A 25,623-nucleotide genomic window follows, 5' to 3' on the forward strand; every position below is an offset into this window, starting at 1 on the left:
CCTTGCGTGTGTGGGGGTGTACGGGCTCAGCCCTTGACGGCGCCCTCGCCGACGCCGCGGAAGAAGTACCGCTGGAGGCAGGCGAAGAGGGCGATCAGCGGGGCCACGGCGATGATGGTGCCCGCGGCGACGAGCCGTTCGTCGTTGGCGAAGGTGCCGTGCAGATAGTTGAGCCCGATGGTCAAGGTGAACTTCGAGGGGTCGCTGAGCACGATCAGCGGCCACAGGAAGTCGTCCCAGGCGCCCATGAACGCGAAGATCGCGACGACGGCGAGGGTGCCCCTGACCGAGGGCAGCGCGATCCGCAGGAACCGCTGCCAGGTGTTGGCCCCGTCCACGACGGCCGCTTCCTCGATCTCGTAGGGGAGGTTGAGGAAGGCGTTGCGCATCAGCAGCACGTTCATGGCGCCGATGGCGCCGGGCAGGACGACACCGATGAGGGTGTTGTTCAGGCCCAGCTCCCGCATGGTCGTGAACTGGGCGATGATGATGCCTTCCACGGGGACCAGCATCGCGAGGATGAAGACCAGCGTGGCCGCCTTGCGGCCGCGGTAGCGCAGCCGGGCCAGGGCGTAGCCGGCGAGCGCGGAGCCGACGCAGTTGGTGACGACGTTGGCGGCGGCGACTTTCAGCGAGTTCAGCGCGTAGTCCCAGACGGGGATGGTGTCGGCGACCCGCTCGTAGTTGTGCAGGGTCGGCTCGCCCGGCAGGAACTTGGGCGGCGAGCTGAAGATGTCCTCGGTCGGGCCCTTGAGGGACGTGGAGAGCTGCCACAGGAACGGGCCTACGGTCAGCGCGAGGACGCCGAGCAGCAGCAGGTAGCGCAGGGCCAGTTCCCAGACGGCGATGCGGCGGCCGTTCTCGTCGGTGAGACGGGGGCGGCGGGCTCGGGCGCGGGGCACCGGCTCGACCGCCGGTGTCTCTTCGGTGGTGCTCACGCGTCCTCCTTGCGGTCGGCGCGCAGCACGAGCAGCATCAGCGCGACGGTGACGGCGAAGACGACGACGGAGATGGCGGAGGCGTAGCCGACGCGGCCGGTCAGGCCGGTGCCGGTGCGCTGGACCAGCATCACCAGGGTGGTGTCCTCGCCCGCCGGGCCGCCGGCGGGTCCGGCCATCAGGTACACCTCGGAGAACACCTTGAAGGCGGCGACCGAGGAGAGCGCGGCGACCAGCACCATGGTGGAGCGGACGGCGGGCACGGTGACGGTGAAGAAGCGGCGGACCGCTCCGGCGCCGTCCACGGCGGCGGCCTCGTGCAGTTCGCGCGGCACGTTGGCGAGCGCGGCCAGGTAAATGATCATGTAGTAGCCGAGGCCCTTCCAGACCGTGACGGCCATGGCGCTCAGCAGGAGCAGCCACTGGTCGCTGAGGAAGCCGACCTTGCCGACCCCGACCGCCTCCAGCAGCGAGTTCACCAGGCCGCGTTCGTCGAGGAGCCACACCCAGATCAGGCCGACGACGACGATGGAGGCGACCACGGGGGTGTAGAAGGCCGACCGGAAGAAGGTGATCCCGGGGATGTTCTTCTGCACCAGCATGGCCAGCAGCAGCGGCAGCAGGACGAGCGCGGGTACGACGCCGAGGACGTACAGCGTGCTGTTCCTCAGGCCGGTCCAGAACATGTCGTCGTGCAGCAGTTCCTGGAAGTTGTCCAGGCCGACGAACTGTCCGGGGACCAGCGTCCGGCGGTCGGTGAAGGAGTTGATCAGGGTGGAGACGAACGGATAGAGGATGAACGCGCCGGTGATCAGCAGTCCGGGGGCGGCGAACAGCCAGGGCGTGGAGGGGAGGTGGCGGCGCACGCGGCCCGGGACGCGGTCCCGCCCCGGACTCTGCGCCCGCCCCGGCCGTGCGACGGTGGAAGAACTGGCCATGAGGGTCAGCCCTGCTGCTGGAGCAGTCGGTCGCAGGCCTTGACAGCGTTGTCAAGCGCCGTCTTGGGGCTCTCCTTGCCCTGGAGCGCCTTGGCGACCTCGTTGCGCAGCTCGGTCTTCATCTGCTCGCTGAACAGCACCGGCGTGTAGTTCACCGCGTTCGCCAGCGACTTGGCGGCGGCGATGCGCACGCGCGTCTCGTCGGTGCCGTCCTCCTTGGTGAAGTACGGGTCGTCGAGCGAGCCGGCGGTGCTGGGGAAGATGGCGACCTTCTTGGCGAAGGACATCTGGTTCTGCGCGTCGGTGACGAAGTGCGCGAAGGCGACCGAGGCGGCGGTGTGCTTGGTCTGCGCGTTGACCATCAGGCCCATCACGTACATGTTCACCTTGCCGGTGCTGGTGATCTGGTCCGTGATGCCGATGTTCTTGTACAGGCTGGGCGCCTGCTTCTTGAAGTTGCCGAGGTCGAGCGCGCTGCCCGGGTTCATGGCGACGGCGCCGGTGAGGAACTTCTTGCCCGCCGACTCCGGGGTGGCGGTGAGCGCCTGCGGGTCGAGCGCCTTGGCGTCGTACAACTCCTTGTACTTGGTGAGGAGTTCGACGCCCTTGGTGTCGTTGAAGGTGAAGGCGGTGCCCTTGTCGTTCATCAGCGGGACGCCGTAGCGGCCGAAGTCCTCGATGGTGGGCACGTTGGCGAGCGTGGCGACCTTGCCGTCGCTCTTGTCGGCGAGTTCGAGCGCGTCGTCGAAGAGCTCGTCGTAGGTCGTGGGCGGCTTCGAGGCGTCGAGCCCGGCGTCCTTGAAGAGGCTCTTGTTGTAGAAGAGCGGGCCGGTGTTCAGGTACCAGGGGAAGGCGTACGTGCCCTCCGTGCCCGGTATCTGGTGGCTGGCCCAGGCGCCCTCCAGATACTCCTTCTTGTACTTGGCGGCGGACTTGTCGAGGTCGAGCGCGAGGCCCGCCTTGGCGAGCGGGGCGACCAGGTCGGGCGAAACGTTGACGACGTCGGGCAGGGTGCCGCCCGCAGCGTCCGCGCTGATCTTGTCGGCGTAGCCCTCGGCGGGCTGGTCGACCCACTTCACATGGGCGTCGGGGTACTTCTTCTCGAAGTCCGCGATCACGCCCTCGAAGTAGTCCTTGAAGTTGGCTCGCAGGTTCCAGGTCTGGAAGGTGATGTCGCCCTCGACCTTGCCTGAGGCGTCCGTCGAGCCGCCCGTGTCGCCCCCGGAGCCGCAGGCACTCAGCGGCAGGACGACAGCGACGGCGGCGGCGACGGCGAGGGCTCTGCGGGAGATGCGCACGGGAAGGGCTCCTTCGCAGGGATTCGAACGGGGTGCCGTCGCAGACCTTGCAGCCTTCCGCGTGGAAAAGTCAATGGATTGTTCATGTCAGATCAATTCTCATGGGATCCTCCCAGCTCAGACAGGTGCTGGACGGTACTTGCCAGCGCCGACTAAAGCGCTTTAGCCTGCTACAGCTCAAGCGCTTTAGTACGCAGGCCCGTCGAGATGTTCGGGGCCTTTCGGATTGGAGAGCACGGTTGCCAGCCAAGCGGTCTCCCGCGCGCCGGCCGACGATGAAGGACATCGCGCGGCGTGCCGGGGTCTCCGAGAGCGCGGTCTCCTTCGCGCTCAACGACCGGCCCGGGGTCTCCGAGGTCACCCGCGACCGGGTGCGCCGGGTCGCCGAGCAGCTGGGCTGGCGGCCCAGCACGGCGGCGCGCCAGCTCTCGGGCGAGGGCGCGGCCACGGTCGGCCTGGTGGTGGCCAGGCCCGCGGACACGCTCGGCGTGGACTCCTTCTTCCTCCAGCTGATCTCCGGCATCCAGGAGGTGCTGGCGGAGCGTCACCTCGGCCTGCTCTTCCAGGTGGTCGAGGACGTGGCCGCCGAGTGCGCGGTCTACCGGCGGTGGTGGGCCGAGCACCGCGTGGACGGCGTCCTGGTCGTCGACCCGCGGACCGACGACCCCCGGCCCGGTCTGCTGGACGAACTCGGACTGCCCGCCGTGGTCATCGGCGGGGTGCCCGGCGCCCCGCATCCGGGGCTCTCCACCGTCTGGGCGGACGACGCGGGCGCGATGGCCTCGGTGGTCGGCGAGCTGCACGCGCTCGGCCACCGCCGGATCGTGCACATCGCGGGGCTGCCGGGGCTCGCGCACACCGAGCGCCGGATCCGCGCGCTGCGCGCCGAGGCCGAGCGGCGCGGGCTCACCGAGGTCCGCTCGGTGACCACGGACTACTCGGACGCGGAGGGCGCGGCCGTGACCCGCCGCGTCCTGGAGAGCGGCGCGCCGCCGACCGCCCTGGTCTACGACAACGACGTGATGGCCGTCGCGGGGGTGGCCGCCGCGGCGGAGCTGGGCTTCGCGGTACCGGGCGACGTGTCGGTGGTGGCGTGGGAGGACTCGGCGCTGTGCCGGATGGTCAAGCCGTGGCTGTCGGCGCTGTCCCGGGACACCGTGGAGTTCGGCCGGACGGCCGCGCAGGAGCTGACCGCCCTGCTGGACGGCGGCCCGGCCCGCACGGTGCAGGTACCGGTGCCGCGGCTGATCGAACGGGACAGCACGGGTCCGTGCACGGCCTGAACCGGCCCTGGTCGCACGGGATGTGATCGCTCCGGGTTCTCGACGCGCGGCCCGCGTCCGAGGCACAGTGCTCGTCGCGGCGAGTACTACCCGTAGGTACGCCGAGCCCGCGCCGACGCGAAGGAGCGCCCGTGACCGACTGGACCGGCCGGACCGCCACCGAGACAACCGCCGCCGTCCGGGAAGGGCGGGTCACGCCCCGCGAGGTGGTGGCCGGGCACCTCGCCCGGATCGAGCGGCTCGACGCCCGCATCGGCGCCTTCCGCAAGGTGCGCGCCGAGGCGGCGCTCGCCGAGGCGGACGCGCTGGCAGCCCGTCCGGACCTGGCCGGGCTGCCGCTCGCGGGCGTGCCGGTGGCGGTCAAGGACAACCTCGCGGTCCGCGGCGAGTCCACGCGCAACGGCTCGGCGGCGACCCCGGACGAGCCGGCCGCCGACGACCACGTCACGGTGGCACGACTGCGGGCGGCGGGCGCCGTGGTGGTGGGGCTGACCAACGTGCCCGAGCTTGTGCGTCTTCGGCACCACGGACGGGGTGCCGGGGGCCCGGACCCGAAACGGCTCGTCCGCCGCACCCGGGTGCACGCCGCCCTGGGCCGCCGCTTCGTCGCGGGCGTCCGCGACGGGGAGCGCCGGGCGCGGCCGCGCCGCCTCCTGGAGCCGTTCTTCGCGGAGCACGACGTGCTGCTCACCCCGGCGCTCGCCCGGCGCGGCCCGGTCGCGGCGCCCTGGCACGAGCGGGGCCGGCTGCGCAACATGCTGGCGAACACCGCCTGTTCGCCGCTGACTCCGCCGTGGAACCTGACCGGCCGGCCCGCGCTGTCCGTCCCGTTCGGCACGCTGCCGTCGGGCGCCCCCCTGTGCCGTACAGCTCGTGGGCCGGCCCGGTTCCGAGCACGCGCTGCTGGACGTGGCGGCCCGGCTGGAGTCCCTGCGCCCTTGGCGGCGTACGGCGCCCGTCACAGGCGACTAGAGCGCCCGGTACATGATGTGCAGTCCGACCAGGCCGTGGCGGGGGTGGTCGAAGGCGTCGGGGACGGTGCCGAGGACGGTGAAGCCGAGCGAAGTCCACAGCGCCACGGCCGGGTTGGTCTCCACCACGGCGTTGAACACCATGCCCCGGTAGCCCTCCGCCTCGGCCGCTGCCAGGACGTGTTCGGCGAGGGCGCGGCCGGTGCCGAGCCCCGTCCGGTCGGGGTCGACCATGAAGCCCGCGTTGGCGATACGGGCGGCGGGGCCGCCGTAGTTGGGGGTGAGGTAGGCGGAGCCGGTGACCGCGCCGGTCTCGTCCTCGGCCACGAAGACCCGCTTGCCCGGTGCCGTCCACAGGCCGCGGGCGGTCTCCTCGGAGGTGCCCGGGTCCCAGGCGTAGGTCTCGCCCGCGGCGACGATCCGGTGCCAGAAAGGCCAGATCCGCGGCCAGTCGTCGGCCGCGGCGTCTCTGATCAGCATGGGCGTGAGTCTGGCACGGCCATGCCGTCGGCCGTCGCGCCGGGTCCGCGGCGCGAGCGGCTGCGGTGTCCGGCCGGCGTCAGTCCACGCTGGGCAGGATGTGCGGCTCGGCGAGGTCGTCCTCGTAGCCGGCCAGGCGGATCGGGGCGGACCTGGCCCACACGTCCAGGCTGCCGAGCTTCTTCTCGGGCCTCGGGCCCGTCCGCTCGGCGACTTCGCCGGGCAGCGGTTCGGTGTTCGTCTTCTCCGGTGTCACCGCGCACTCCTTATGTGTCGGGTCACCCTCGGGTCGTAGGGCCGGCCCAGTCTGCCGCTGCGCCGCCTGACGTCCGCTCGGGTCTGAGTCGAATTCGGGATTCGGTTCGGACGCGGTGGCGCCGGCAACTCGCAGGGAAGCAGGCCGTGGTGACCGGCATGTCCCGGGACGGACCGTGGGTGTGGGTGTGACCCAGTCTGGCTGCCCGTCCGATACAGGGTAACCAAATGAGCGCCCCCCTGCTCGATGGGGCTGAAAACAAGAGGTAACTGTCCTGAGTCGTACGGTTTCCACCTGGCTCCGTGATCAAGAGGTTTGATGCCATACACCCCTTACGTCCGCCGCTCATTCGGCCCAACGGGCGGAACACCGTGCGGAACGGGGGCCCGGTGTGCGTCGCCACCCGGGCGAGCACGGGACGCAGTTCAGGTCCCGTTGGCCGGTTCGCAAGGCGGCCATGATCTGCTGAGTCCCGGCAACGGCTGTTCTCGCGGGAGGACCGGCGCATGGAACTGCGCAGTGTCGAGGAGCTGATGGATCTGCTGGACGCCTGCCGGGGCGTCCCGTACCACCGCGGTCACGGCGGCGGCCGGGGCGATCTGCTCGGCCACGCGCTCCGGACGGCCGCGCTGCTGCGGCGAAGCCGCCCGAGCGACAAGGAGCTTCAGGTCGCCGGGCTGGTGCACGACATCGGGTACCGGCTCCCGGCGGACGGCACGGTGCGGCCCGGCGACCGCGCGGCCGACGCGGTCCGGGCGCTGCTCGGCCGGCGGGTCGCCCGGCTCGTGCGGCTGCGCGACGCGGCGGGGCGCTGTCTGGCCGCGACCTCGGGCGGCCCCGGGGCGCCCGCGCCGGGTACGCCCGGCGGCCCCATGAGTCCACGGGAGGCGGCGGCCTTCGTACGGGATCCGCTGGCCGAGGACGCCATCGCACTGGCCCAGGCGGCCGACGCGGCCCGCGCACCCGGCATGGACGCCGGCGTCCTGGAGGACTGGCGCACGGTGCTGTCCCTGGTCTCGACGGCAGCCCACGCCCGGGGCCCGGTCGCCTGACCCACAGCGCCTCGCAAGGAGCGCGAGACACTGCGCGCCCCGTAAGGAGCACGGGGGTCGCGCCCGTAAGGGGCGCGGGGAACTGCGCGCTCAGCCACAACACCCCCGCAGCCGACCTCGAACAGCCCCCGGCCCACCTCCAGCCGAACCCCGGTCACCAGTCCCCCGGGTCACCGTTCGCCCGGGTCACCAGTCCCCCGGGTCACCGTGCGCCCGGCGGCGCCCGGCGTCTACCACTTGCCCGGCGCGTAGTCCTTCAGAAAGACGCCGTACAGGTCCTCGCCCTGCTCGCCGCGGACGACCGGGTCGTATACGCGGGCCGCGCCGTCGATGAGGTCGAGCGGGGCGTGGAAGCCCTCGTCGGCCAGGCGGAGCTTGTCGTAGTGCGGGCGCTCGTCGGTGATCCAGCCGGTGTCGACCGAGGTCATCAGGATGCGGTCGGTCTCGAACATCTCCTGGGCGCTGGTCCGCGTCACCATGTTCATGGCGGCCTTGGCGGCGTTGGTGTTCGGGTGCCCGGCACCCTTGTAGCCGCGGCCGAACACGCCCTCCATCGCCGAGACGTTCACGACGTACGCGCGCTCGCTGCCGGCCCGGGCCGCCGCCGCGGCCATCGCCGGGCGCAACTTGCTGATCAGGATGAACGGCGCCGTGTAGTTGCAGAGCTGGGTCTCCAGGAGCTCCACCGGGGAGATCTGGTCGATGCTCTGCACCCAGGTGTTGGAGTCGACGACGTCGGGGACGAGGCCGCCCGCGTCGATGGCGGTGCCGTCCCGGTGCCGGGCCACGCTGGCGTTGCCCGCGACCAGGGCGAGGTCGGCGACCTGCTGCGCCTCCAGCCCGGTGGTACCGGCGGGGAGCGCGGCCAGTCCGTCGACCGCGCCGGAGTTGAAGGCGCCGATGACCTGGCGGGCGGGCAGCTCACCGGCCGGCAGCGGCGCGGACTCGCCCTCGACGAGCGCGGCGTACGCGGACGGCAGGCGGCGTACGGTCTGCGTGGCGTTGTTGATCAGGATGTCGAGCGGGCCCTGCTCGGCCATGCGGTCGGCCAGGGCGACGGCCTGGGCGGGGTCGCGCAGGTCGATGCCGACGACCTCCAGGCGGTGAAGCCAGTCCGCCGAGTCGTCCATGGCCTTGAAGCGGCGTATCGCGTCGTTCGGGAAGCGGGTGGTGATCGTGGTGTGCGCGCCGTCGCGCAGCAGCCGCAGCGCGATGTACATGCCGATCTTGGCCCGGCCGCCGGTGAGCAGCGCGCGCTTGCCGGTGAGGTCGGCGCGGGCGTCGCGGCGGGCCCGGTTCAGGGCGGCGCAGTCCTGGCAGAGCTGGTGGTAGAAGTAGTCGACCTCGACGTACCGGGTCTTGCAGGTGTAGCAGGAGCGGGGCCGCTGGAGGACCCCCGCTATCCGCCCCGCCTCGGTCACGGACGACGGCAGGATGCCTTCCGTCTCGTCGTCGATGCGCTGGGCGGAGCCGGTCGCGGTGGCCTCGGTGACGGCCTTGTCGTGGGCGGTCTTCGCGGCCCTGCGCTCCTGGCGGCGGCGCTGCTTGACCGTGCGGTAGACGCCCGCGGTGGCACGGCGCACGGTGATCGCGTCGGGGTGGTCGACATCCAGCTTGTCGAGCTCCTCGAGCACGGCGAGGCAGACGGCGAGCCGCTCCGGGTCGATCCCCGGGCCCCACGACGCCTCCGGGGTGTCCATGGCACCCGTCCGACTGTCCTCTGTCACCGTCATCGCGCTGCGTTCCTCGCGTCACTCGTACTGCCGCGTGCCTCGGAACGACCGCGGAGCTGCCAAAAGGCGGAACCCTACATTCTCTTTCTTTGATACCGCCAGTTCTGGAGCATACTGACGCGCCGGTTGTCAGCAAAATGGCCGCATGTCACCCGCGGGGAACAGGGGGCGCGGACCCGGCCGACCGCACCCCCCGTTCGCCGGCCGGCCGCTAGGAGCCGCTCACCTCCACCAGCTCCGCGGCCTCCTCGCTCAGTCCCCGGGCGAGCACGTCCAGGTCCGGCACCGCCTCCCCGTCGGCGATCAGCCCGTAGTGCACGGCGCCGCGGAAGGTGGAGACGGCGACCGCGAGGGCCTGCCCGCGGGCCAGCGGGGCGAACGGGAAGACCTGGGTGAGCGGGCAGCTCCCGAGCTTCATGCCGAGGCTGGGCAGCGGCACGCTGGTGACGAGGATGTCGAAGAGCAGCCGGGCCGCCTGGCCGACGAGGGACCCGCCGAGCCGGTGCCCGAGCGGCGGCACGTGGTCGGCGAGGAGCGCGACGGCGCCGGCGCCCCGGCTGGGCCCGGCGTCCTTGTTGCGGTCCATCGCCGTGCGTACCGCGCCCAGCCGGGTCAGCGGGTCCGGGTCGTCGACGGGGAGCCGTATCAGATAGCCGGAGAGCCGGTTGCCCTGCGGGTGGGCGGTGCGCGGGCGGCGCCGGGAGACCGGGATCAGGGCGCGGGGCGCGACCCCGTCGCTGCTGTCGCCGCGCTCCTCCAGCCAGCGCCGCAGGGCGCCCGCTACCAGGGCGATCAGGACGTCGTTGACGGTGCCGCCCGCGGCCTTGCGGACGCGGTGCACGTCGTCGAGGTCGATGACGACCCCGGCGGTGCGGCGGGTGCCGGTGGGGCGGGAGGTCAGGGCGGGCGTCGGCCGTACGTCCCAGGTGGCGCGGGCGACCGAGGCGCCGATGTCGAGCGCCTGCCCCACGTCGGCGAGCGCGCCGCGGACGAGGCCGGGCAGCCGGCGCGGATCGGGGAGGAGACCGCGCGGTGTCTCGGCGGGACGAGGACGGAGTTCCGGCAGGTCCATCGGGTCCATGAGTCCGGCGGCCAGGGTCAGCGCCCGCAGTCCGTCGGCGAGCGCGTGGTGGAACTTGAAGAGCACGGCGAAGTCCGTGCCGTCCTCGCCGGGCAGCACATGGGCCTCCCACGGCGGCCGGCCGCGCCCCAGCGGGCGCTGCATGAGCCGCCCCGCCACGTCGTGGAAGTCGGTGGCCGGGGCGTGCAGCCGGACGTGGTCGAGCGGGTCGAAGTCGGGGACGGGCTGACGGGCCGCGCCGCCGAAGGCGGGCGGGAAGGCCAGCGGCTGCCACACGTCACGGATGCGCATGCGCAGGCCCGGCACGGTGACCGCGCGGGCCGCGAGCAGGTCGACGGCGTGCGCGCCCGCGGTGGGCGAGTGAGCCGCGAAGACACCGAGCGCGCCCAGGTGCATGGGGTGCTGGGGTGACTCGATGTTCCAGAACGCCAGGTCCAGTGGTGCGAGCAGGTCGGAGGTCAAGGGATTGCCCTCGCGTCGACGACAGGTGAGCCAGCAGTCAATCCCCGATGTGTGATTACGGTCAAGTACGATCAAGCTACGCTGAGTTAACAACGGATTAAGTCCCGCCCCTGTGGCAGGGGCGGGACTCGAGGGGCCTCTGAAACCGATTCAGCGGCCGGTCGCGACCGGCCCGGGATCCGTCCGCGACCGGCCCGGGATCAGTTCAGCGCGGGCGGCGCCGCGTTCGCGGACGTGCCCCACGACGACGGTTCGCCGCCGACCGTGAACGCCAGCGAGCGCAGCTTCCGCAGCGAGCCGGTAGTCAGGTACGTACGGCCGTACGCGGCGCCGTCGGCCTTGGCCGACTGGATGTAGCGGTCGCTGTCCGAGGTGCCGGGCGCGGTGATCGTCAGGGCGCCGCGCGGGTAGTAGCGGCGGTCGAGCGTGAGGTCGACCCGCTCGAAGACGGGCGTGGACAGACCCCAGCTGTCGTAGCCGGGCTGCACCGGGAAGATGCCGATCGAGGACAGCACGTTCCAGGCGGACATCGTGCCCAGGTCGTCGTTGCCGGTCATGCCGGTCGGCGCGTCCGTGAAGAGGGTGAGCGCGGCGTGCACCACGTCGGTCGTCTTCCACGGCTGGCCGGTGGACAGATAGGTGTACGGGGCGATCAGGTCGGGCTCGTTCTGCGGGTTGTACTTGTCCGCGTTGTAGTAGTCGTACGGGCCGTTGACCCACACCTCGCGGGCGGTCTTCGCCGGGTCCTGGACGAGCTGGTCGTAGGCGAAGAACGAGTCGAGCCGGTCGTTGGCCGCGTCCGTGCCGCCGATCAGGCCGACCATGCCCGGCAGGTCCTGCGGCACCAGCCACTGGTACTGCCAGGACGTGCCCTCGTGGAAGCCCTCGCTCTGCGCCGGGTCGGCGGGTCCGGTGAAGGCGCCCGAGGCGTCGCGGGCGCGGAAGAAGCCGGTCGAGGCGTCGAAGACGGTGCGGTAGTTCTGCGCGCGCTTCGCGTACCGGGCGGCGTCGGCCTTGTGCCCGAGTTCGCCGGCCATCTCGGCGAGCATCGCGTCGGCGAGCGCGTACTCCAGGGTCGCCGAGGCGCCGTGGTCGTAGTCCGAGTCGCCGGGCTTGGCGTGCGGGCGGTCCTTGATGTAGGGCGCGAAGCCGTCGGCGAGGTACTCCTCGTTGGCCTCGCGGCCCACGGCGGGCGAGTCGGCGGGCGGCACGCCGTCGGCGTTCTTCTTCAGCGCGCGGTAGGCCCGCTCCTCGTAGCCCTTGAGCAGGCCCTGCTGGTAGGCGTTGGTGAGGAAGGGGGTGACCGGGTCACCGGTCATGATGTTGGTCTCGACCGTGCCGTAGCCCCACTTGGGCAGCCAGCCGCTCTCCTCGTCGATTCTGATGACGGAGATCGCCATGTCCCGTGCCTCGCGCGGCGCGAGCAGGGCGAGGAGCTGGGACTGGGTGCGGTAGGTGTCCCACAGCGACCAGTTCTGGTAGTACGTGAAGCCCTTGGTGCGGTGGGTCTTCTGGTCCCAGCCGGTGTAGCGGCCGTCCACGTCGCTGCCGATGTTCGGCGCGAGGAACGAGCGGTACAGGGACGAGTAGAACGTGCGGCGCAGGGTGTCGCTGCCGCCCTGGGCGCGGACGTCGTCGAGCCGGTCCTCCCAGGAGCGCTGGGCCGCCGAGCGGACCGTGTCGAAGTGCCGGCCGCCCTCGGCGCGGAGGTTGAGCGCGGCGCCGCGCGCGTCGACGTACGACAGCGCGGTGGTCGCCTCGACGGTGCGGTCCTTCGTGGTGTCGAAGCGCAGGTAGGCGCCATTGCGCCCGGTCCCCGTCGACTTGGTGGAGTTGTCGGTGACGGTGTCGCCGTTCCAGGTGCCGGAGCTGGTGAACGGCCGGTCGAAGCGGGTGATCGTGTAGACCGTGTACGGCTTGGTGGCCTGGCAGAAGCCGCTGCCGGTGATCGCCGTGCGCACGGTGCGGTTGTCGAGGATCTCGACGGTGGTGGACGCGGTGCTGTGCAGCGACTGGCCCGCGTTCAGCAGGACGTTGGCCTTGTCGGTGGCCGGGAAGGTGTAGCGCTGCACGCCGGTGCGCTCGGTGGCGGTCAGCTCGGCCTCGACGCCGTTGTCCAGACCGACCTGGTAGTAGCCGGGGCTCGCGCTCTCGTCGTCGTGGCTGAACCCGGCCGCGTAGGACGCGTAGTCCGTGTTCGTGACGTCGCCGGTCGTGGGCAGCACCGGCAGATCGCCGCCGAGGCCGCAGCCGACACCCGAGAGGTGGACGAGCGAGAAGCCGCGGATATGGGTCTCGGAGTAGTCGTAGCCGGTGTTGTGCCCGGTGTCGGGCGAGAACTGCACCATGCCGAAGGGCACGGCGGCACCGGGATAGGTGTTGCCCTCGTTCTCGCTGCCGATGAACGGGTTGACCAGGTCGGTGAGCCGGTCGTGGGCCGGTGCGGCGGCCTCGGCCGCCGGGACGGCGAGGGCACTGCCGAGCAGCGCGGCGGCACAGGCCGCCGTCGCCGCTCCGCGCAGCCGTTGGGTCCATCTCATGGGCGGATCACGCCTCCTCGGGCATCCGACAACGTTGTCAGCGCACAGCGCGCTCATTCTTCGGGGTGTACGTGTACTCGTCAAGGGTCACGGCCGGGCCGCACCGGGACGACCAGGGTGCCCCGGGACGGCCCGACCGGACGATGTGGTCAGGCGAAACGCCACAGGTGGTCGTCGGTGCCGTTGTCCTCGAACTGCACCACCTGGGCACTGTTCGCGGTGGACATGCCGTCGACGGCCAGCACTTTGCCGCTGTGCCGGTTGCGCACCAGGAACCAGCCGTCGCCCTGGTCCACGAGGGTCCACAGGTGGTCGTCCGTGCCGTTGTCCTCGTACTGCACGACGATCGCGCTGTTCGCCGTCGACATCCCGTCCACGCCGAGCACCTTGCCGCTGTGCCCGTTGCGGATCAGGTACCAGCCGTCGCCCTTGTCGATGAGCTGCCAGGCGTGGTCGCCGGTCCCGGAGTTGTCGAACTGCACCACGCGCGCGCTGTTCGCGGTCGACATGCCGTCGACGGCCAGCACCTTGCCGCTGTGCCGGTTCCGGATCCGCCGGTACGGAGGCTCGGGCACCCAGGCCGTGCCGTCCGGAGCGGCCGTCGGGAAGGACGCGATGCGCAGCCGGGCCGCGCCCATCGGGATCAGGGTGACGTTCTCGACGGGCTCCGTGCTGCGGGCGGGGCTCGGCTGGAGCGGGGCCACCACGTGCTCGTCGTCGGCGATCCACTCGGGGATGCGGCGGGCCCGCGCGGTGAGGCTCACCGGGCAGCCGTCCTGGGTGAACGGGTCGTCGGCGAGGGCTCCCCCGCGACGGCGGAAGACGGGTGAACTGCCCGGTACGAGACCGTAGTTCCACGGTGTGGTGGCGTGCACCTCGTACTCGGGGAAGGTGTCGGTGCCGGCGTAGCGCTCGTAGCGTTCGCCGGTCTTCAGGGCGTAGGTGAGCGGTCCGCGCGAGACGCTCACCGAGTCGTGGTTGCCGTGCCAGGTGCGCAGGGTGACGGAGGACGGCAGGCGCAGGGTCACCCGGTCGCCGTCCGACCAGGTGCGGTCGATCCGTGCGAAGGCCGGCCCGCCCTCGGCGGTGACGGCCCGTCCGTCGACCTGGAGCACGGGCGCGGCGCACCAGCCCGGTACGCGCAGGTGCAGCGGGAAGGCAACGGGCTTCGAGGTGCGCACGGTGAGGGTGACCGTGTCCCCGAAGGGATAGTCGGTGTCCTCGGTGACGGTCACCGTCGCCCCGTCAGCGACCGTCGTGGTGACCCGGCAGGGCGCGTACATCGCGGCGGCCAGACCCCGGTCGGGGGTGGCCAGCCACAGTTCCTCGCTGAAGTAGGGCCAGCCCATGCCGTAGTTGTGCGGGCAGCAGCGGTAGTTGTCGACGCCGGGCTGGTACGCCTGCATGGCGAAGCCGTTCTGGAACTGGCCCTGTGTCTTGCGGGTGTTGTCCAGGTCGACGCTGTTGGCGCTGGTGATGTAGTGCACCGCCTTGCCCTCGGGGTCGAGGGCGGCGGGCAGCGCGTTGAAGGCCAGGTCCTCGCAGCGGTCCGCCCACACGGGGTCGCCGGTGATCCGGGTGAGCAGTTGGTGGCTCGCCATGAACTCCACGACACCGCAGGTCTCGAACCCCTGCCGGGGATCGCCGAACCCGGGCCTGATGTTCTCGTCACCCGCGATCCCGCCACCGGGGAACTGCCCATATCCGTCGAGTACTTGCTCGTACGTGCGGTAGGCGGCCCGCGTGTCCGCGGCGGAGCCGGAGCGCTGGGCGTACTGGGCGGGTTCGCGGAAGCCCTGGGCGATGTTCACGTTGTGGGGGCTGGGCAGCGGGCCCGTCCAGTCGGCGCCGTAGGTGTGCATCTTGTCGACGAGGTCGAGCAGGAAGGCGTCGCCGGTCCTGCGGTGCAGCCACAGCGCGATGTCCATGCCGTCGCCCCAGCGCAGCGAGACCCAGCTGGTGTCGAAGGCGCCGCGGCCCTGGGCGTTCATGAACGTGAGGAAACCGGTGAGGAAGGGCACGACGCGCTCGTCGCGCGTGTACTCCTCCCAGGTGCGCAGGGCCTGGAGCAGCGGCAGGAAGGGCCAGAAGTCGGGGCCGCCGCCCAGGGAGGTGCGCAGGGCACGGGGGCCGAAGAAGCCGTCGTCCTGGCGGGTGGCGAGGATCGCGTCGATCCAGCGGCGGCACTGCGCGAGGGCTTCGGCGTCGCCGGTGGCGATGGCGAGCGGGACGTAGCCGCGCAGCCAGTACGGCAGTTCCTCCCAGCCGTCGTTCTCCGGGTGGACCCAGCCGCTGGTCGCGAAGTCGAGGAAGTGCGAGCGCTCGGCGTAGCGTCCGCACAGGCCCGCGAGCTGGCGGCGCAGTTCGCCGTCGAGCCAGCCGCGCGCGGTGATGCTGCCGGGCCGCAGCCGGGTGAAGGCGTCCGGGGCCGGGCCGTCGGCCGCCACGGCGGGCAGGGCCGGGAGCGCGAGGCCGAGCGCGGCGGAGCCGAGGGTGAGGGTGCCGGTGGTGGCCAGGAAGCGGCGTCGGTCGAGGGGCATGGGGGGTCTCCTGTCGGAGTCTCCTGCGGGAGGGGAGGCACGGCCCGCCCCCCTGGGTGAAGGGGAGCGGGCCGTGCCGGTGACCCGTCGGGTTCAGCGGGCCGGAGCGGGGCGCTCACGGTGCGCCGGTCGGACGCGTGCCGTGAGGCGCCCCGGCGTCAGAAGCGGACCGTCACCGAGGACGGACCGCCGTCAGGAGCAGCCCGCCACGGTCGCCCGGGAGGCGTCGCGGATCAGCGCCGTGTGGGCCGCGTTGAGCCGCTCGACGTCGGGCTTGACCACCTTGCGGTCGTAGGTGACAAGACCGTTCAGCTCGCCCTCGACGTCCGAGATCTGCGTGTAGACGGCGCCGTTGCCGCCCTTGCAGGCCAGGGCGTGCACTTCATCGAGCTTGGTCAGGTAGTCGTCGGTGTACGTCGAGGGGTCGACGTCCACGTAGGACTGCTGCACCGACCAGGCGTGACCGGGCACGGCGAGGCCGAGACCGCCGTACTCGCCGGCGACCAGAGCTCTCTTGCCGTCGGGCGAGGGCGGCAGCGCCGGGCTCGGATAGCCGTGCTCGTCCATGATGTCGCCGGCGTTGCCGTCGGCCCCGAGGTTCAGGCCCGACTGGTTGTTGACCAGGCGCGTCGGGTCCCAGGACTTGGCCTGGGTGGCGATGCGGCCGACGTCGTACTGGCCCCAGCCCTCGTTGAAGGTCACCCACATCACGACCGACGGGCTGCTGATGTGCTCGTCGATGATGATCTTCATCTCGCGCTCGTACTCGGCGCGGGCGGCGGCCGAGGGGTTGACGCCTGCGGTCATGGCGGGCATGTCCTGCCAGACCATCAGGCCGAGCTTGTCCGCCCAGTAGAACCAGCGGTCGGGCTCGACCTTGATGTGCTTGCGGACCGAGTTGTAGCCGAGCTGCTTGTGCAGCTTCAGGTCGTAGGCGAGCGCTTCGTCGGTGGGCGCGGTGTGCAGTCCGTCCGGCCAGAAGCCCTGGTCGAGGGTGGCCATCATGAAGATCGGCTTGCCGTTGAGCAGGGTGCGCGGGGTGCCGTTCACCTGCTCGACGGAGATGGACCTCAGACCGAAGTAGCTGCCCACCCGGTCCTTGCCGACGGTCACCTTCAGGTCGTACAGGAACGGGTCGTCGGGCGACCACAGCCGGGCGTTCCTGATCTTCAGGGTGAGCGGCTGTCCGGTGCGGCCGCTGACGGTGGCGACCTTGCGGCCCTTGGCGTACGCGGTGGCGGTGACCTTGACGCCGTCGCGGACGCCCTGCGGCTCGACGACGACCTGGCTCTTGTCGACGTCGGGCGTGATCTTCAGGGAGTCGACGTGGTCGGAGGCGACCGGCTCCATCCACACGGTCTGCCAGATACCGGAGGACGGTGTGTACCAGATGCCGCTGGGGTCCAGGCGCTGCTTGCCGAGCGGCGGGTTCTCCCCGTTCGCGGCGTCCGTCGGGTCGTAGACGCCGACGATGATCTCCTGGGTGCGGCCGGGCTTCAGCGCGTCGGTGATGTCGGCGCTGAACTTGTCGTAGCCGCCCTTGTGCTCGGCGACCTTCTTGCCGTTGACGTAGACCTCGGACTGCCAGTCGACGGCGCCGAAGTTCAGCTGGAGCCGCTGCCCCGAGCCGATCTTCCAGCCGGCCGGGACGGTGAAGGTCCGGCGGTACCACATCCGGTCCTCGTGCCGCTCGATGCCGGAGAGCTGGGACTCCACCGGGTACGGGACGAGGATCTTCTCGGCGAGCTTCTTGCCGACCGGCGGCTGCTCCCCCGCCTCGGCCGCGGCGAACTGCCACGAGCCGTTGAGGTTGCGCCAGCTGTCACGTGTGAGCTGGGGCCTCGGGTACTCGGGCAGCGCGTTGTCCGCGTCGACCTCGTCCGCCCACTTGGTCTTCAGCTCGTAGGTGGAGTGGTTGGGGCCGCTGCTCCAGAAGGCGCTGACAACGTTGCCGTCCTTGCCGGTCAGGCCGCCCTGGCCGTCGTAGCGGAGGTCGGCGGTGCCGCTGGCGTCGCCGTCCTTGTTGCCGACGACCGGCTCCGAGAGGCCGACGAGCAGGGACTTGTGGTCCTTCGGGTCCAGCCTGACATTCGACAGCGGCCATTCGGCGCCGCCGATCACGGCCTGCACATGGTCGGTGAACCCGGCGGGCGGCGCGGCCAGTTCCTGGGCGAAATCGAGGCGCAGGGTGCGGCCGGCCTTCAGTACGGTGGTGGCGATGGCGCCGTCGTACGCGTAGTCGTCCGGCAGCCGGAACGCGGACTGGGGGACGGCTTCCTTGCTGCCGCCGGGCTCGGTCCAGCGCAGGTGGAGGTTGGAGCCCCCGTAGTGCTCGAAGTACTCGACCTTGATGTCGTAGGCGTGGCCCGCGGTCAGGTCGACGGGCTCGGCGGTCTGCTCCTTGTCCCAGTCGTCCACCCAGTGGTCGATGGTGAGCTTGCCGTCGACCCACAACCGGAAGCCGTTGTCGCCGATGATCGAGAAGGTGTGGGCGCCGGTCTTCTCCGGCACGATCTTGCCGGTCCAGCGGACGCTGACGTCGTCCGACTGGCCGGTGGCCAGGTTCAGGCGCGGCTCCAGGGAGTCGAAGTCGAGGCTGGTATCAAAACCGGTGGCCTTGAGCTCGTGGAAGTCGAAGGCACCGGGGGCGGACTGGGTGTAGTACTCGCCTTTCAGGCCGTGGGGTTCGACGGGGGCTTCGGCCGCGGACGCGGCGGGGACGGCGGACAGTCCGGCCACACCCAGCGCCGCTGCCAGCAGCAGCGCCAATCGGGTTCTGAGTCGGCTCGTGCGCACGGATCCTCCTTGGCTGAGGAAGGGTGGCGGCTCGTTGCTTCAGTCTGTACAACGTTGGAAGGAACGGCAGTTGGCATCAGAACACGGCTCCGAGCCACTGTCCAGGGTCATGACAAACGCCCCGGTGAAAGGGGCGCACTTCGATGCAGAGGAGATCCCTTGCGGGTCAGCCTGAAAGACGTCGCGGAGCACGCGGGCGTCTCGATCAAGACGGTCTCGAACGTGGTGAACAACTATCCGCACGTCACCCCGGCCATGCGGGCCAAGGTCCAGGCGGCCATCGACGAGCTGGGCTACCGGCCCAATCTGACCGCCCGCAGCCTGCGCAAGGGGCGTACGGGGATCATCGCCCTGGCGGTGCCGGAGCTCGGCAACCCGTACTTCGCGGAGCTGGCCGGCGCGGTCATCGACGCCGCCGCCGAGCACGAGTTCACCGTGCTCCTGGATCACACCCGCGGCGGCCGTGAGCAGGAGGTCCTGGTCAGCCAGGGCTTCCGGGCCAACGTGATCGACGGTCTGATCCTCAGCCCGCTGGAGCTGGAGGCCGAGGACCTGCGGGCCCGCCCCGACGACGTGCCGCTGGTGCTGCTCGGCGAGCGGGAGTACGACCTGCCGCACGACCACATCGCGATCGACAACGTGGCGGCGGCCCGGACCGCGGTCGGCCATCTGCTCAGCCGCGGCCGGACCCGGATCGCCTACCTCGGCGCCCGCACCGACTCCGCGAACCAGCCCGCCCATCTGCGGCTCAAGGGCTGGCGCGAGGAGCTGGCGGCGGCGGGCGTGCCGGCGCCCGACGACCTGGTGGTGCCGGTCGGCGGCTGGGACCGCGAGGAGGGCGCGCGGGCGATGGCCCGGCTGCTGGACTCCGGGGTCCGCCCGGACGCGGTCTTCGCCTACAACGACCTGGTCGCCATCGGTGCGATGCGGGTGCTGCACGAGCGGGGGCTCAGGGTGCCGTGGGACGTGGCGGTGGTCGGTTTCGACGACATCGAGGAGGGCCGCTACGGGGCGGTCACGCTGACCACGATCTCGCCGGACAAGCAGGCCATCGCACGGATGGCGGTGGCCTCGCTGCTGCGCAGCCTGTCGGGCCGGCAGGAGCCCGGCGGACGCGAACTCGGCGCGGAATTCCGCCTCATCGAACGGGAGAGCACACTGGGCCGGCGGTGACGGTATTTCGGACGCGGGGTCTTTACAGCCTCCTTCCAACGATGTAAAAACCTCCCCTGAACGACGTGCACAGCGAGTTGACAGCCAGAGCCGTACCACCCCGGGAGCGCTCTCAGCGCCCGGGCCGCGCCGTTTGGGGACTCCATGAAGCCGACCGCTTTCCTCCGCCGTACGTCCGTCAGAACCGTTCTCGCCACCGGCCTCGTCACGGGCCTCGCACTGGTCTCGGGCTGCGCCAAGTCCGAGGACGACGCGAACAAGGACGACAAGAGCTCCACCAGCCAGGGCGATTCGGGACAGGTCGTCGCGTCACCGGACACGGGCTCGGGACCGACCTGCGCCATCGACGCCTACGGCGGCGAGAAGATCGACCTGAAGAACGCCACCGTCGGCTTCTCCCAGTCGGAGAAGGAGGCCAACCCCTTCCGGATCGCGGAGACCGCCTCGATCAAGGCCGAGGCGGAGAAGCGGGGGGTGAAGCTGCTGACGGCCAACGCGCAGTCGCAGTTCTCCAAGCAGATCAGCGACGTCCAGGACCTCATCGCCAAGGGCGCCGACCTGCTGGTGATCGCACCGCTCAACTCCGACGGCTGGGAGCCGGTGCTGCGCGCCGCGTCCGCCAAGCACATCCCGATCGTCACCGTCGACCGCAAGATCAACGCCACCGCCTGCAAGGACTACGTGAGCTTCATCGGCTCCGACTTCGTCGAGCAGGGCAAGCGGGCGGCCGACCGGATGATCGAGGCGACCGGCGGCAAGGGCGAGATCGCCATCCTGCTGGGCGCCGCGGGCAACAACGTGACGACCGAGCGCACCAAGGGGTTCGAGGAGCGCGTCAAGGAGAAGGCGCCGGGGCTGAAGATCGTCTTCAAGCAGACCGGTGAGTTCTCCCGCGAGAAGGGCCAGTCGGTCACCGAGAACCTCGTCCAGTCCAAGCCCGGCATCACCGGCATCTACGCCGAGAACGACGAGATGGGGCTCGGCGCGGTCAACGCCCTCAAGGGCGCGGGCAAGAAGGCCGGCGCGGTCAAGATCGTGACCATCGACGGCACCCGCAACGCCGTGCAGGGCATCGTGGACGGCTGGATCGACGGCGTGATCGAGTCCAACCCGCGCTTCGGCCCGCTCGCCTTCCAGACCCTGGACACCTTCACCAAGGGCGAGAAGGTCTCCCAGGACATCGTCATCGAGGACAGCGCCTACACCGGGGACAACGCCGAGTCGGACCTGGACAAGGCGTACTGAGATGCTGTCCGTCACCGGTCTGTCCAAGACCTTCCCCGGCGTGAAGGCCCTGTCCTCGGTGGACTTCACGGCCCGCGCCGGGGAGGTGCACGCGCTCATCGGCGAGAACGGCGCGGGCAAGTCCACCCTGATCAAGGTCCTCACCGGCGTCTACCAGCCGGACGAGGGCGAGCTGACGTACAACGGCTCCCCCGTCCGCTTCGCCACCCCGCTCCAGGCGCAGCACGCCGGTATCTCCACCATCTACCAGGAGGTCAACCTCGTCCCGCTGATGAGCGTGGCGCGCAACCTCTTCCTGGGCCGCGAGCCGCGCGGCCCGCTGGGTTGGATCGACTTCCGCAGCATGCACCGGCAGGCCGGCGAGGCGCTGCGCGAGCTGGGCATCCGGGTCGACGTGCGGCGGCCGCTGCGCGAACTGGGCGTCGGAGCCCAGCAGATGGTCGCGCTCGCCCGCGCCGTCTCGGTCGACGCCCGGGTCGTCATCATGGACGAACCGACCTCCTCCCTCGAACCCCGCGAGGTACGGACCCTGTTCGGCGTGATCCGCATGCTGCGCGAGCGCGGCATCGCGGTGATCTACGTCAGCCACCGCCTGGACGAGCTGTACGAGATCTGCGACGCGGTCACCGTGTTGCGGGACGGCCAGGTCGTGCACACCGGCCGGATCGCCGATCTGGACCGGCTGCGGCTGGTCTCCCTGATGCTCGGCCGGGACATCGGCGACGTACGCGACGAGGGCCTCACCAAGTTCACCGGCGGTCACGACACCGAGGCCGAACCGGTGCTGCGGGCCGAGGACCTGACGGTACGCCACGAGCTGCACGGGGTGTCGGTGACGGTGCGGCCCGGGGAGGTGGTGGGCCTCGGCGGGCTGCTCGGCTCGGGGCGCAGTGAGACCGCCAAGGCGATCGCGGGCGCGCTGCCGCCCGACTCGGGCCGGGTGGTCGTCGCGGGGGCCGCGGTGCGCACCGGTTCGACGCCCGCGGCGATCCGCGCGGGCATCAGTCTGCTGCCCGAGGACCGCAAGGCCGAGGGCATCGTGCCGGGCCTGTCGGTCCGCGAGAACATCGCGCTCGCCGCGCTGCCGGGCCTGTCCCGGTTCGGTCTGGTGGACGAGGCGCGCATCGACCGGATCGTGGACACCTTCGTGAAGCGGCTGCGCATCAAGGCCGCGGGACCGCACCAGAAGGTCGGCGAGCTGTCCGGCGGCAACCAGCAGAAGGTGCTGCTGGCCCGCTGGCTCGCCATGCAGCCGAAGGTGCTGCTCCTGGACGAGCCGACCCGCGGCATCGACGTCGGCGCCAAGGCGGAGGTGCAGCGGCTCATCGACGAACTGGCCGAGGACGGGCTCGGGGTGCTGCTGATCTCCTCCGACACCGAGGAGCTGATCGAGGGCAGCGACCGGGTGATCGTCCTCAAGGACGGCGCGGTCGTCGAGGAACTCACCGGCGACGCCGTCACCGAGGACCGGCTGATGCGCGCCATCGCCGCCGCGCCGGCCGGCCCCGGCCCCCGTAAGCCCGCGACCGTGCCCGACGACGGCACCGGAGAGGCACCATGACCGACCTGACGCTGGGCCGGGTGACCGCGGACCGCGACCGGCTGCTGCGCCTGCTCCAGGAATACGGCGTCTATCTGGGCGTCGCCGTCCTGCTCCTGGTGAACATCGCGTTCACCCCGCACTTCCTGTCCGCCGAGAACTTCCGCACCCAGGCCGTCCAGGTCTCCCCCGTCCTGATCGTGGCGCTCGGCATGGCGCTGGCGATCGGCAGCGAGGGCGTCGACCTGTCGGTGGGTTCGGTGATGGCCCTGTCCACCTCGCTGCTCTCGCTGTATCTGGGGTACGGGCCGTGGATCGCCGCGCTGACCGCGCTGATCGGCGGCGCCGTGATCGGGCTGGCCAGCGGCTCGCTGATCGCGTTCATCGGGGTGCAGCCGATCGTGGCGACGCTCGCCCTGATGGTCGCCGGACGCGGCCTCGCGCTGGTGCTGCTGCCCCAGCTCAAGGACGTCCACGACGCGGGCATGGCCGAACTCGGCTCGGGCGACGTGCTGGGCATCCCCTATCTGGTCCTGATCGCCGCCGCGCTCGCCCTGCTTGTCGCCTTCGTGGTCCGGCGCACCACCTTCGGGCGGCAGCTCCTGGCCATCGGCGACAGCCGCCCGGCGGCCCGCCTCGCGGGCCTTCCGGTGCGCCGGGTGCTGATCCTGGTGTACGTGTGCTCCGGCGTCCTCGCCGCCGTGGCCGGCGTACTGGCCACCGCGCGCCTGACGGCCAGCGACCCGACCTCGCTGGGCAACCTGATGGAGCTCTCCGCGATCACCGCCGTGGTGGTCGGCGGGACCCCGCTGAGCGGCGGCCGGGTCCGTATCGGCGGCACGGTGGCCGGCGCCGTCCTGATCCAGTTGCTCACCACCACGCTCATCAAGCACGATCTGCCGCCGTCGTGGACCCAGATCGCCCAGGCCGTGGTGATCGTCCTCGCCGTGTACGCGGCTCGGGAACGGGGGAAGCGATGACGACCCGGACCGAAGTGGCCGGTCCGCCGCCCACCGTGAGCCAGGCCGGGGACGAACCCCCCGGCGCCACCCGCTCCGAGCGGCTCAGCGCGCTGGCCCAGCAGCACGGCGCCCTGGTGACGCTCGTGGTGGCGATGATCGCCGCGTCGCTGAGCTTCGACACCTTCCTGACCGGCGACAACCTGGAGAACATGGCGGTGTCCTCGGCGTTCCTCGCCGTGGTCGCCCTGGGCATGACCTTCGTGATCGTCACCGGCGGCATCGATCTGTCGGTGGGCTCGCTGTTCGCCCTCGGCGGGGTGCTGGCCGCCTGGGGCTCGCAGTACGGCACGGTGGTCGCGCTGCTGCTCCCGCTCGCCGTCTGCGGGCTGATCGGCCTGGTCAACGGCGTGCTGATCGCCCGGTCCCGGCTCGCCCCGTTCATCGTCACGCTCGCCGCGATGCTCGGCGCCCGCGGTCTGCTGCTCGCCGTCACCGACGAGGGCTCGACCACGTATCTCGTCGACAAGGACTCCTTCTTCGCCACCCTCGGGCAGGGCTCGCTCCTCGGCATCGGCGTGCCCGTGTGGATCACCGTCGTGCTGTTCCTGCTCGGCGCCCTGGTCCTGCGCCGCACCCGCTTCGGCCAGTACGTGTACGCGGTCGGCGGCAACGAGGACGCGGCGGCCCTGATGGGCGCCCCCGTGGCCCGTACGAAGGTCGCCGTCTACACGCTGTCCGGGCTGTGCGCCGGGCTCGCCGGGGCGCTCAACGCGGCCTGGCTGGTGTCCGGTGTCACGATCCTCGGCTCGGGCATGGAGCTGGAGGCGATCTCCGCGGTGGTGATCGGCGGCACGCTGCTCACCGGCGGGTTCGGCTTCATCAGCGGCTCGCTGGTCGGGGTGGCGCTGCTGAAGGTCATCCAGAACGTCATCAACCAGATCGGCTCCCTGGACTCGGCCTACCAACAGGTGGTCAGCGGCGCCTTCCTGGCGGTCGTGGTGATCGCCCAGACCTGGCTGGGACGGCGCCGCCGGGTGCTGTGAAGCAGCGCTCTCAGGTCACCGACTGGCCCTTGCCCAGGGCGATCACGCCGCCCCGGGAGACCGTGTACAGCTCCGCGTCGCGTTCCGGGTTGACGCCGATCGTCGCGCCCGGTGGTACCTCGACGTTCTTGTCGAGGACCGCGCCGCGCACGACCGCGCCCCGCCCGATGTGGACGTTGTCGTGCAGGACGGAGCCCTGGACCACGGCTCCCGGGTCGACCCGGACGCCCGGGGAGAGCACCGATCTGGTGACCTGGCCGCGGATCAGACAGCCGGCGCTGATGATCGACTCGCTGGCGATGCCGCCCGCGTTGAAGCGCGCCGGGGAGAGCTGGCCCGAGCTGGTGTAGATGGGCCACTGCCGGTTGTAGAGGTTAAAGGCGGGGCGCTCGGCGATCAGGTCCATGTGGGCGTCGTAGTACGCGTCCAGGGTGCCGACGTCGCGCCAGTAGCCCTGGTCGCGGGTGGTCTCGCCGGGCACGTGGTTGGTGCTGAAGTCGTAGAGCTGGGCCTCGCCGCGCTCGGTGAGCATCGGCAGGATCGAACCGCCCATGTCGTGCGCGGAGTTCTCGTCCTCGGCGTCCCGCTGGAGTGCCTCTGTCAGCGCCTTGGTGGTGAAGACGTAGTTGCCCATCGAGGCGAAGACGCACTCGGGGTCGTCGGGCAGTCCGGGCGGATCCGCGGGCTTCTCCAGGAACTCGGCGACGGTCTGCCCGTCGGAGCCGGGGCTGATGACACCGAACGAGGACGACTCCGAGCGCGGCACCCGGATCCCGGCGACGGTCACCCCGGCGCCGCTCTCGATGTGCTGCCGCAGCATCTGCCGCGGGTCCATCCGGTAGACGTGGTCGGCGCCGAACACCGCGATGTGGTCCGGCTGTTCGTCGTGCACGAGGTTGAGCGACTGGAGGATGGCGTCGGCGCTGCCCAGGTACCAGCGCGGGCCGAGCCGCTGCTGCGCCGGGACGGGCGTGACGTAGTTGCCCAGCAGGCTCGACATCCGCCAGGTGGTCGTGACGTGCCGGTCGAGCGAGTGTGACTTGTACTGCGTCAGCACGCAGACGCGCAGGATGTCGCCGTTGACGAGATTGGAGAGCACGAAGTCGACCAGGCGGTACGTCCCGCCGAAGGTGACGGCGGGTTTGGCCCGGTCCGCCGTGAGCGGCATCAGCCGTTTGCCCTCCCCGCCCGCCAGTACGATGCCCAGCACCGAAGGTCCACCGCGCCGCATGCCGCCGCCCCTCTACACCCGGTCGGGCCGCTCCCCTCGGGAGAGCCGGCTCCAGTTCCTG

General features: G+C 71.1%; 18 protein-coding genes and 1 pseudogene. 8 read left to right on the forward strand and 11 right to left on the reverse strand.

Annotated features, from left to right (window positions below; translation table 11 throughout):
* Nucleotides 1-26 precede the first annotated feature (26 nt).
* From ACFV6E_RS36585 to ACFV6E_RS36595, 3 genes are read right to left on the reverse strand one after another with little or no spacing between them, the layout of a single operon-like run.
* On the reverse strand, nucleotides 27-938 hold the full coding sequence (locus ACFV6E_RS36585; protein ID WP_385165336.1) for a carbohydrate ABC transporter permease: 912 nt from the start codon (nucleotides 936-938) through the stop codon (nucleotides 27-29).
* A complete protein-coding gene (locus ACFV6E_RS36590) occupies nucleotides 935-1,876 on the reverse strand; it encodes a carbohydrate ABC transporter permease (protein ID WP_385165338.1) in 942 nt (313 codons plus the stop codon). Before ACFV6E_RS36590 ends, ACFV6E_RS36585 begins: the two co-directional genes overlap by 4 nt.
* A gap of 5 nt (nucleotides 1,877-1,881) precedes the next feature.
* On the reverse strand, nucleotides 1,882-3,174 hold the full coding sequence (locus ACFV6E_RS36595; protein WP_385467612.1) for an ABC transporter substrate-binding protein: 1,293 nt from the start codon (nucleotides 3,172-3,174) through the stop codon (nucleotides 1,882-1,884).
* Nucleotides 3,175-3,413: 239 nt separating this feature from the next.
* Here ACFV6E_RS36595 and ACFV6E_RS36600 point away from each other — a divergent pair, with 239 nt between their 5' ends.
* Nucleotides 3,414-4,457, forward strand: coding sequence for a LacI family DNA-binding transcriptional regulator (locus ACFV6E_RS36600; RefSeq protein ID WP_385467615.1), 1,044 nt, complete (start codon nucleotides 3,414-3,416; stop codon nucleotides 4,455-4,457).
* Between the two features lie 131 nt (nucleotides 4,458-4,588).
* A pseudogene (locus tag ACFV6E_RS36605) lies at nucleotides 4,589-5,429 on the forward strand (amidase family protein).
* On the opposite strand, the gene ACFV6E_RS36610 reads toward ACFV6E_RS36605, so the two are convergent.
* Both ACFV6E_RS36610 and ACFV6E_RS36615 read right to left on the reverse strand, forming a co-directional pair.
* Nucleotides 5,426-5,908, reverse strand: coding sequence for a GNAT family N-acetyltransferase (locus ACFV6E_RS36610; protein ID WP_385165349.1), 483 nt, complete (start codon nucleotides 5,906-5,908; stop codon nucleotides 5,426-5,428). The pseudogene ACFV6E_RS36605 and the gene ACFV6E_RS36610 sit on opposite strands and share 4 nt — an antisense overlap.
* Before the next feature lie 79 nt (nucleotides 5,909-5,987).
* Entirely contained in the window at nucleotides 5,988-6,164 is a 177-nt protein-coding gene (locus ACFV6E_RS36615) for a hypothetical protein (RefSeq protein WP_385165352.1), read from the reverse strand.
* Nucleotides 6,165-6,670: 506 nt separating this feature from the next.
* Here ACFV6E_RS36615 and ACFV6E_RS36620 point away from each other — a divergent pair.
* Nucleotides 6,671-7,216 carry a metal-dependent phosphohydrolase gene (locus ACFV6E_RS36620; protein ID WP_385165354.1) on the forward strand — a complete coding sequence of 182 codons (546 nt, stop codon included), beginning with the start codon at nucleotides 6,671-6,673 and terminating at the stop codon, nucleotides 7,214-7,216.
* Between the two features lie 230 nt (nucleotides 7,217-7,446).
* On the opposite strand, the gene ACFV6E_RS36625 is transcribed toward ACFV6E_RS36620, so the two are convergent.
* The 5 genes from ACFV6E_RS36625 to ACFV6E_RS36645 form a co-directional block, all read right to left on the reverse strand.
* Nucleotides 7,447-8,949, reverse strand: coding sequence for an SDR family NAD(P)-dependent oxidoreductase (locus ACFV6E_RS36625; RefSeq protein ID WP_385467618.1), 1,503 nt, complete (start codon nucleotides 8,947-8,949; stop codon nucleotides 7,447-7,449).
* A 211-nt stretch (nucleotides 8,950-9,160) separates the two neighbouring features.
* A complete protein-coding gene (locus ACFV6E_RS36630) occupies nucleotides 9,161-10,492 on the reverse strand; it encodes a wax ester/triacylglycerol synthase family O-acyltransferase (RefSeq protein WP_385467621.1) in 1,332 nt (443 codons plus the stop codon).
* Between the two features lie 200 nt (nucleotides 10,493-10,692).
* A complete protein-coding gene (locus ACFV6E_RS36635) occupies nucleotides 10,693-13,032 on the reverse strand; it encodes a GH92 family glycosyl hydrolase (protein WP_385467624.1) in 2,340 nt (779 codons plus the stop codon).
* Between the two features lie 149 nt (nucleotides 13,033-13,181).
* A complete protein-coding gene (locus ACFV6E_RS36640; protein WP_385467627.1) occupies nucleotides 13,182-15,572 on the reverse strand; it encodes an RICIN domain-containing protein in 2,391 nt (796 codons plus the stop codon).
* A gap of 192 nt (nucleotides 15,573-15,764) precedes the next feature.
* Complete coding sequence (locus ACFV6E_RS36645) at nucleotides 15,765-18,368, reverse strand: PA14 domain-containing protein (protein ID WP_385467630.1); 2,604 nt, start codon at nucleotides 18,366-18,368, stop codon at nucleotides 15,765-15,767.
* 159 nt (nucleotides 18,369-18,527) lie between these two features.
* Between ACFV6E_RS36645 and ACFV6E_RS36650 the strand changes: the two genes are divergently transcribed.
* From ACFV6E_RS36650 to ACFV6E_RS36670, 5 genes are all read left to right on the forward strand, one after another.
* Nucleotides 18,528-19,541 (forward strand): LacI family DNA-binding transcriptional regulator, encoded by a 1,014-nt coding sequence (locus ACFV6E_RS36650; protein WP_385165368.1) that lies wholly within the window; start codon nucleotides 18,528-18,530, stop codon nucleotides 19,539-19,541.
* A gap of 144 nt (nucleotides 19,542-19,685) precedes the next feature.
* The gene (locus tag ACFV6E_RS36655; RefSeq protein WP_385165370.1) at nucleotides 19,686-20,786 is read left to right on the forward strand and encodes an ABC transporter substrate-binding protein; all 1,101 of its coding nucleotides are present in this window, start codon (nucleotides 19,686-19,688) and stop codon (nucleotides 20,784-20,786) included.
* 1 nt (nucleotide 20,787) lies between these two features.
* Entirely contained in the window at nucleotides 20,788-22,347 is a 1,560-nt protein-coding gene (locus ACFV6E_RS36660) for a sugar ABC transporter ATP-binding protein (RefSeq protein WP_385165372.1), read from the forward strand.
* Nucleotides 22,344-23,306: an ABC transporter permease gene (locus ACFV6E_RS36665; protein WP_385165375.1), complete on the forward strand. Its 963-nt coding sequence runs from the start codon at nucleotides 22,344-22,346 to the stop codon at nucleotides 23,304-23,306. The genes ACFV6E_RS36660 and ACFV6E_RS36665 overlap by 4 nt, the downstream gene beginning before the upstream one ends.
* Nucleotides 23,303-24,331, forward strand: coding sequence for an ABC transporter permease (locus tag ACFV6E_RS36670; protein ID WP_385165379.1), 1,029 nt, complete (start codon nucleotides 23,303-23,305; stop codon nucleotides 24,329-24,331). Before ACFV6E_RS36665 ends, ACFV6E_RS36670 begins: the two co-directional genes overlap by 4 nt.
* Nucleotides 24,332-24,341: 10 nt before the next feature.
* On the opposite strand, the gene glgC is transcribed toward ACFV6E_RS36670, so the two are convergent.
* On the reverse strand, nucleotides 24,342-25,562 hold the full coding sequence (gene glgC / locus ACFV6E_RS36675; protein ID WP_385165381.1) for a glucose-1-phosphate adenylyltransferase: 1,221 nt from the start codon (nucleotides 25,560-25,562) through the stop codon (nucleotides 24,342-24,344).
* Nucleotides 25,563-25,623 lie beyond the last annotated feature (61 nt).

Origin of the sequence: Streptomyces sp. NPDC059785 (assembly GCF_042732375.1) — a bacterium.
Taxonomy (GTDB): domain Bacteria; phylum Actinomycetota; class Actinomycetes; order Streptomycetales; family Streptomycetaceae; genus Streptomyces.

What these genes read in the sequence shown, in the direction of transcription:
- ACFV6E_RS36590 (WP_385165338.1), bottom strand. Translation starts at nt 1,876, where the DNA reads ATGGCCAGTTCTTCCACCGTCGCACGGCCGGGGCGGGCGCAGAGTCCG.
- ACFV6E_RS36610 (WP_385165349.1), bottom strand. Translation starts at nt 5,908, where the DNA reads ATGCTGATCAGAGACGCCGCGGCCGACGACTGGCCGCGGATCTGGCCT.
- ACFV6E_RS36620 (WP_385165354.1), top strand. Translation starts at nt 6,671, where the DNA reads ATGGAACTGCGCAGTGTCGAGGAGCTGATGGATCTGCTGGACGCCTGC.
- ACFV6E_RS36625 (WP_385467618.1), bottom strand. Translation starts at nt 8,949, where the DNA reads ATGACGGTGACAGAGGACAGTCGGACGGGTGCCATGGACACCCCGGAG.
- ACFV6E_RS36635 (WP_385467624.1), bottom strand. Translation starts at nt 13,032, where the DNA reads ATGAGATGGACCCAACGGCTGCGCGGAGCGGCGACGGCGGCCTGTGCC.
- ACFV6E_RS36640 (WP_385467627.1), bottom strand. Translation starts at nt 15,572, where the DNA reads ATGCCCCTCGACCGACGCCGCTTCCTGGCCACCACCGGCACCCTCACC.
- ACFV6E_RS36655 (WP_385165370.1), top strand. Translation starts at nt 19,686, where the DNA reads ATGAAGCCGACCGCTTTCCTCCGCCGTACGTCCGTCAGAACCGTTCTC.
- ACFV6E_RS36660 (WP_385165372.1), top strand. Translation starts at nt 20,788, where the DNA reads ATGCTGTCCGTCACCGGTCTGTCCAAGACCTTCCCCGGCGTGAAGGCC.
- ACFV6E_RS36665 (WP_385165375.1), top strand. Translation starts at nt 22,344, where the DNA reads ATGACCGACCTGACGCTGGGCCGGGTGACCGCGGACCGCGACCGGCTG.
- ACFV6E_RS36670 (WP_385165379.1), top strand. Translation starts at nt 23,303, where the DNA reads ATGACGACCCGGACCGAAGTGGCCGGTCCGCCGCCCACCGTGAGCCAG.
- glgC (WP_385165381.1), bottom strand. Translation starts at nt 25,562, where the DNA reads ATGCGGCGCGGTGGACCTTCGGTGCTGGGCATCGTACTGGCGGGCGGG.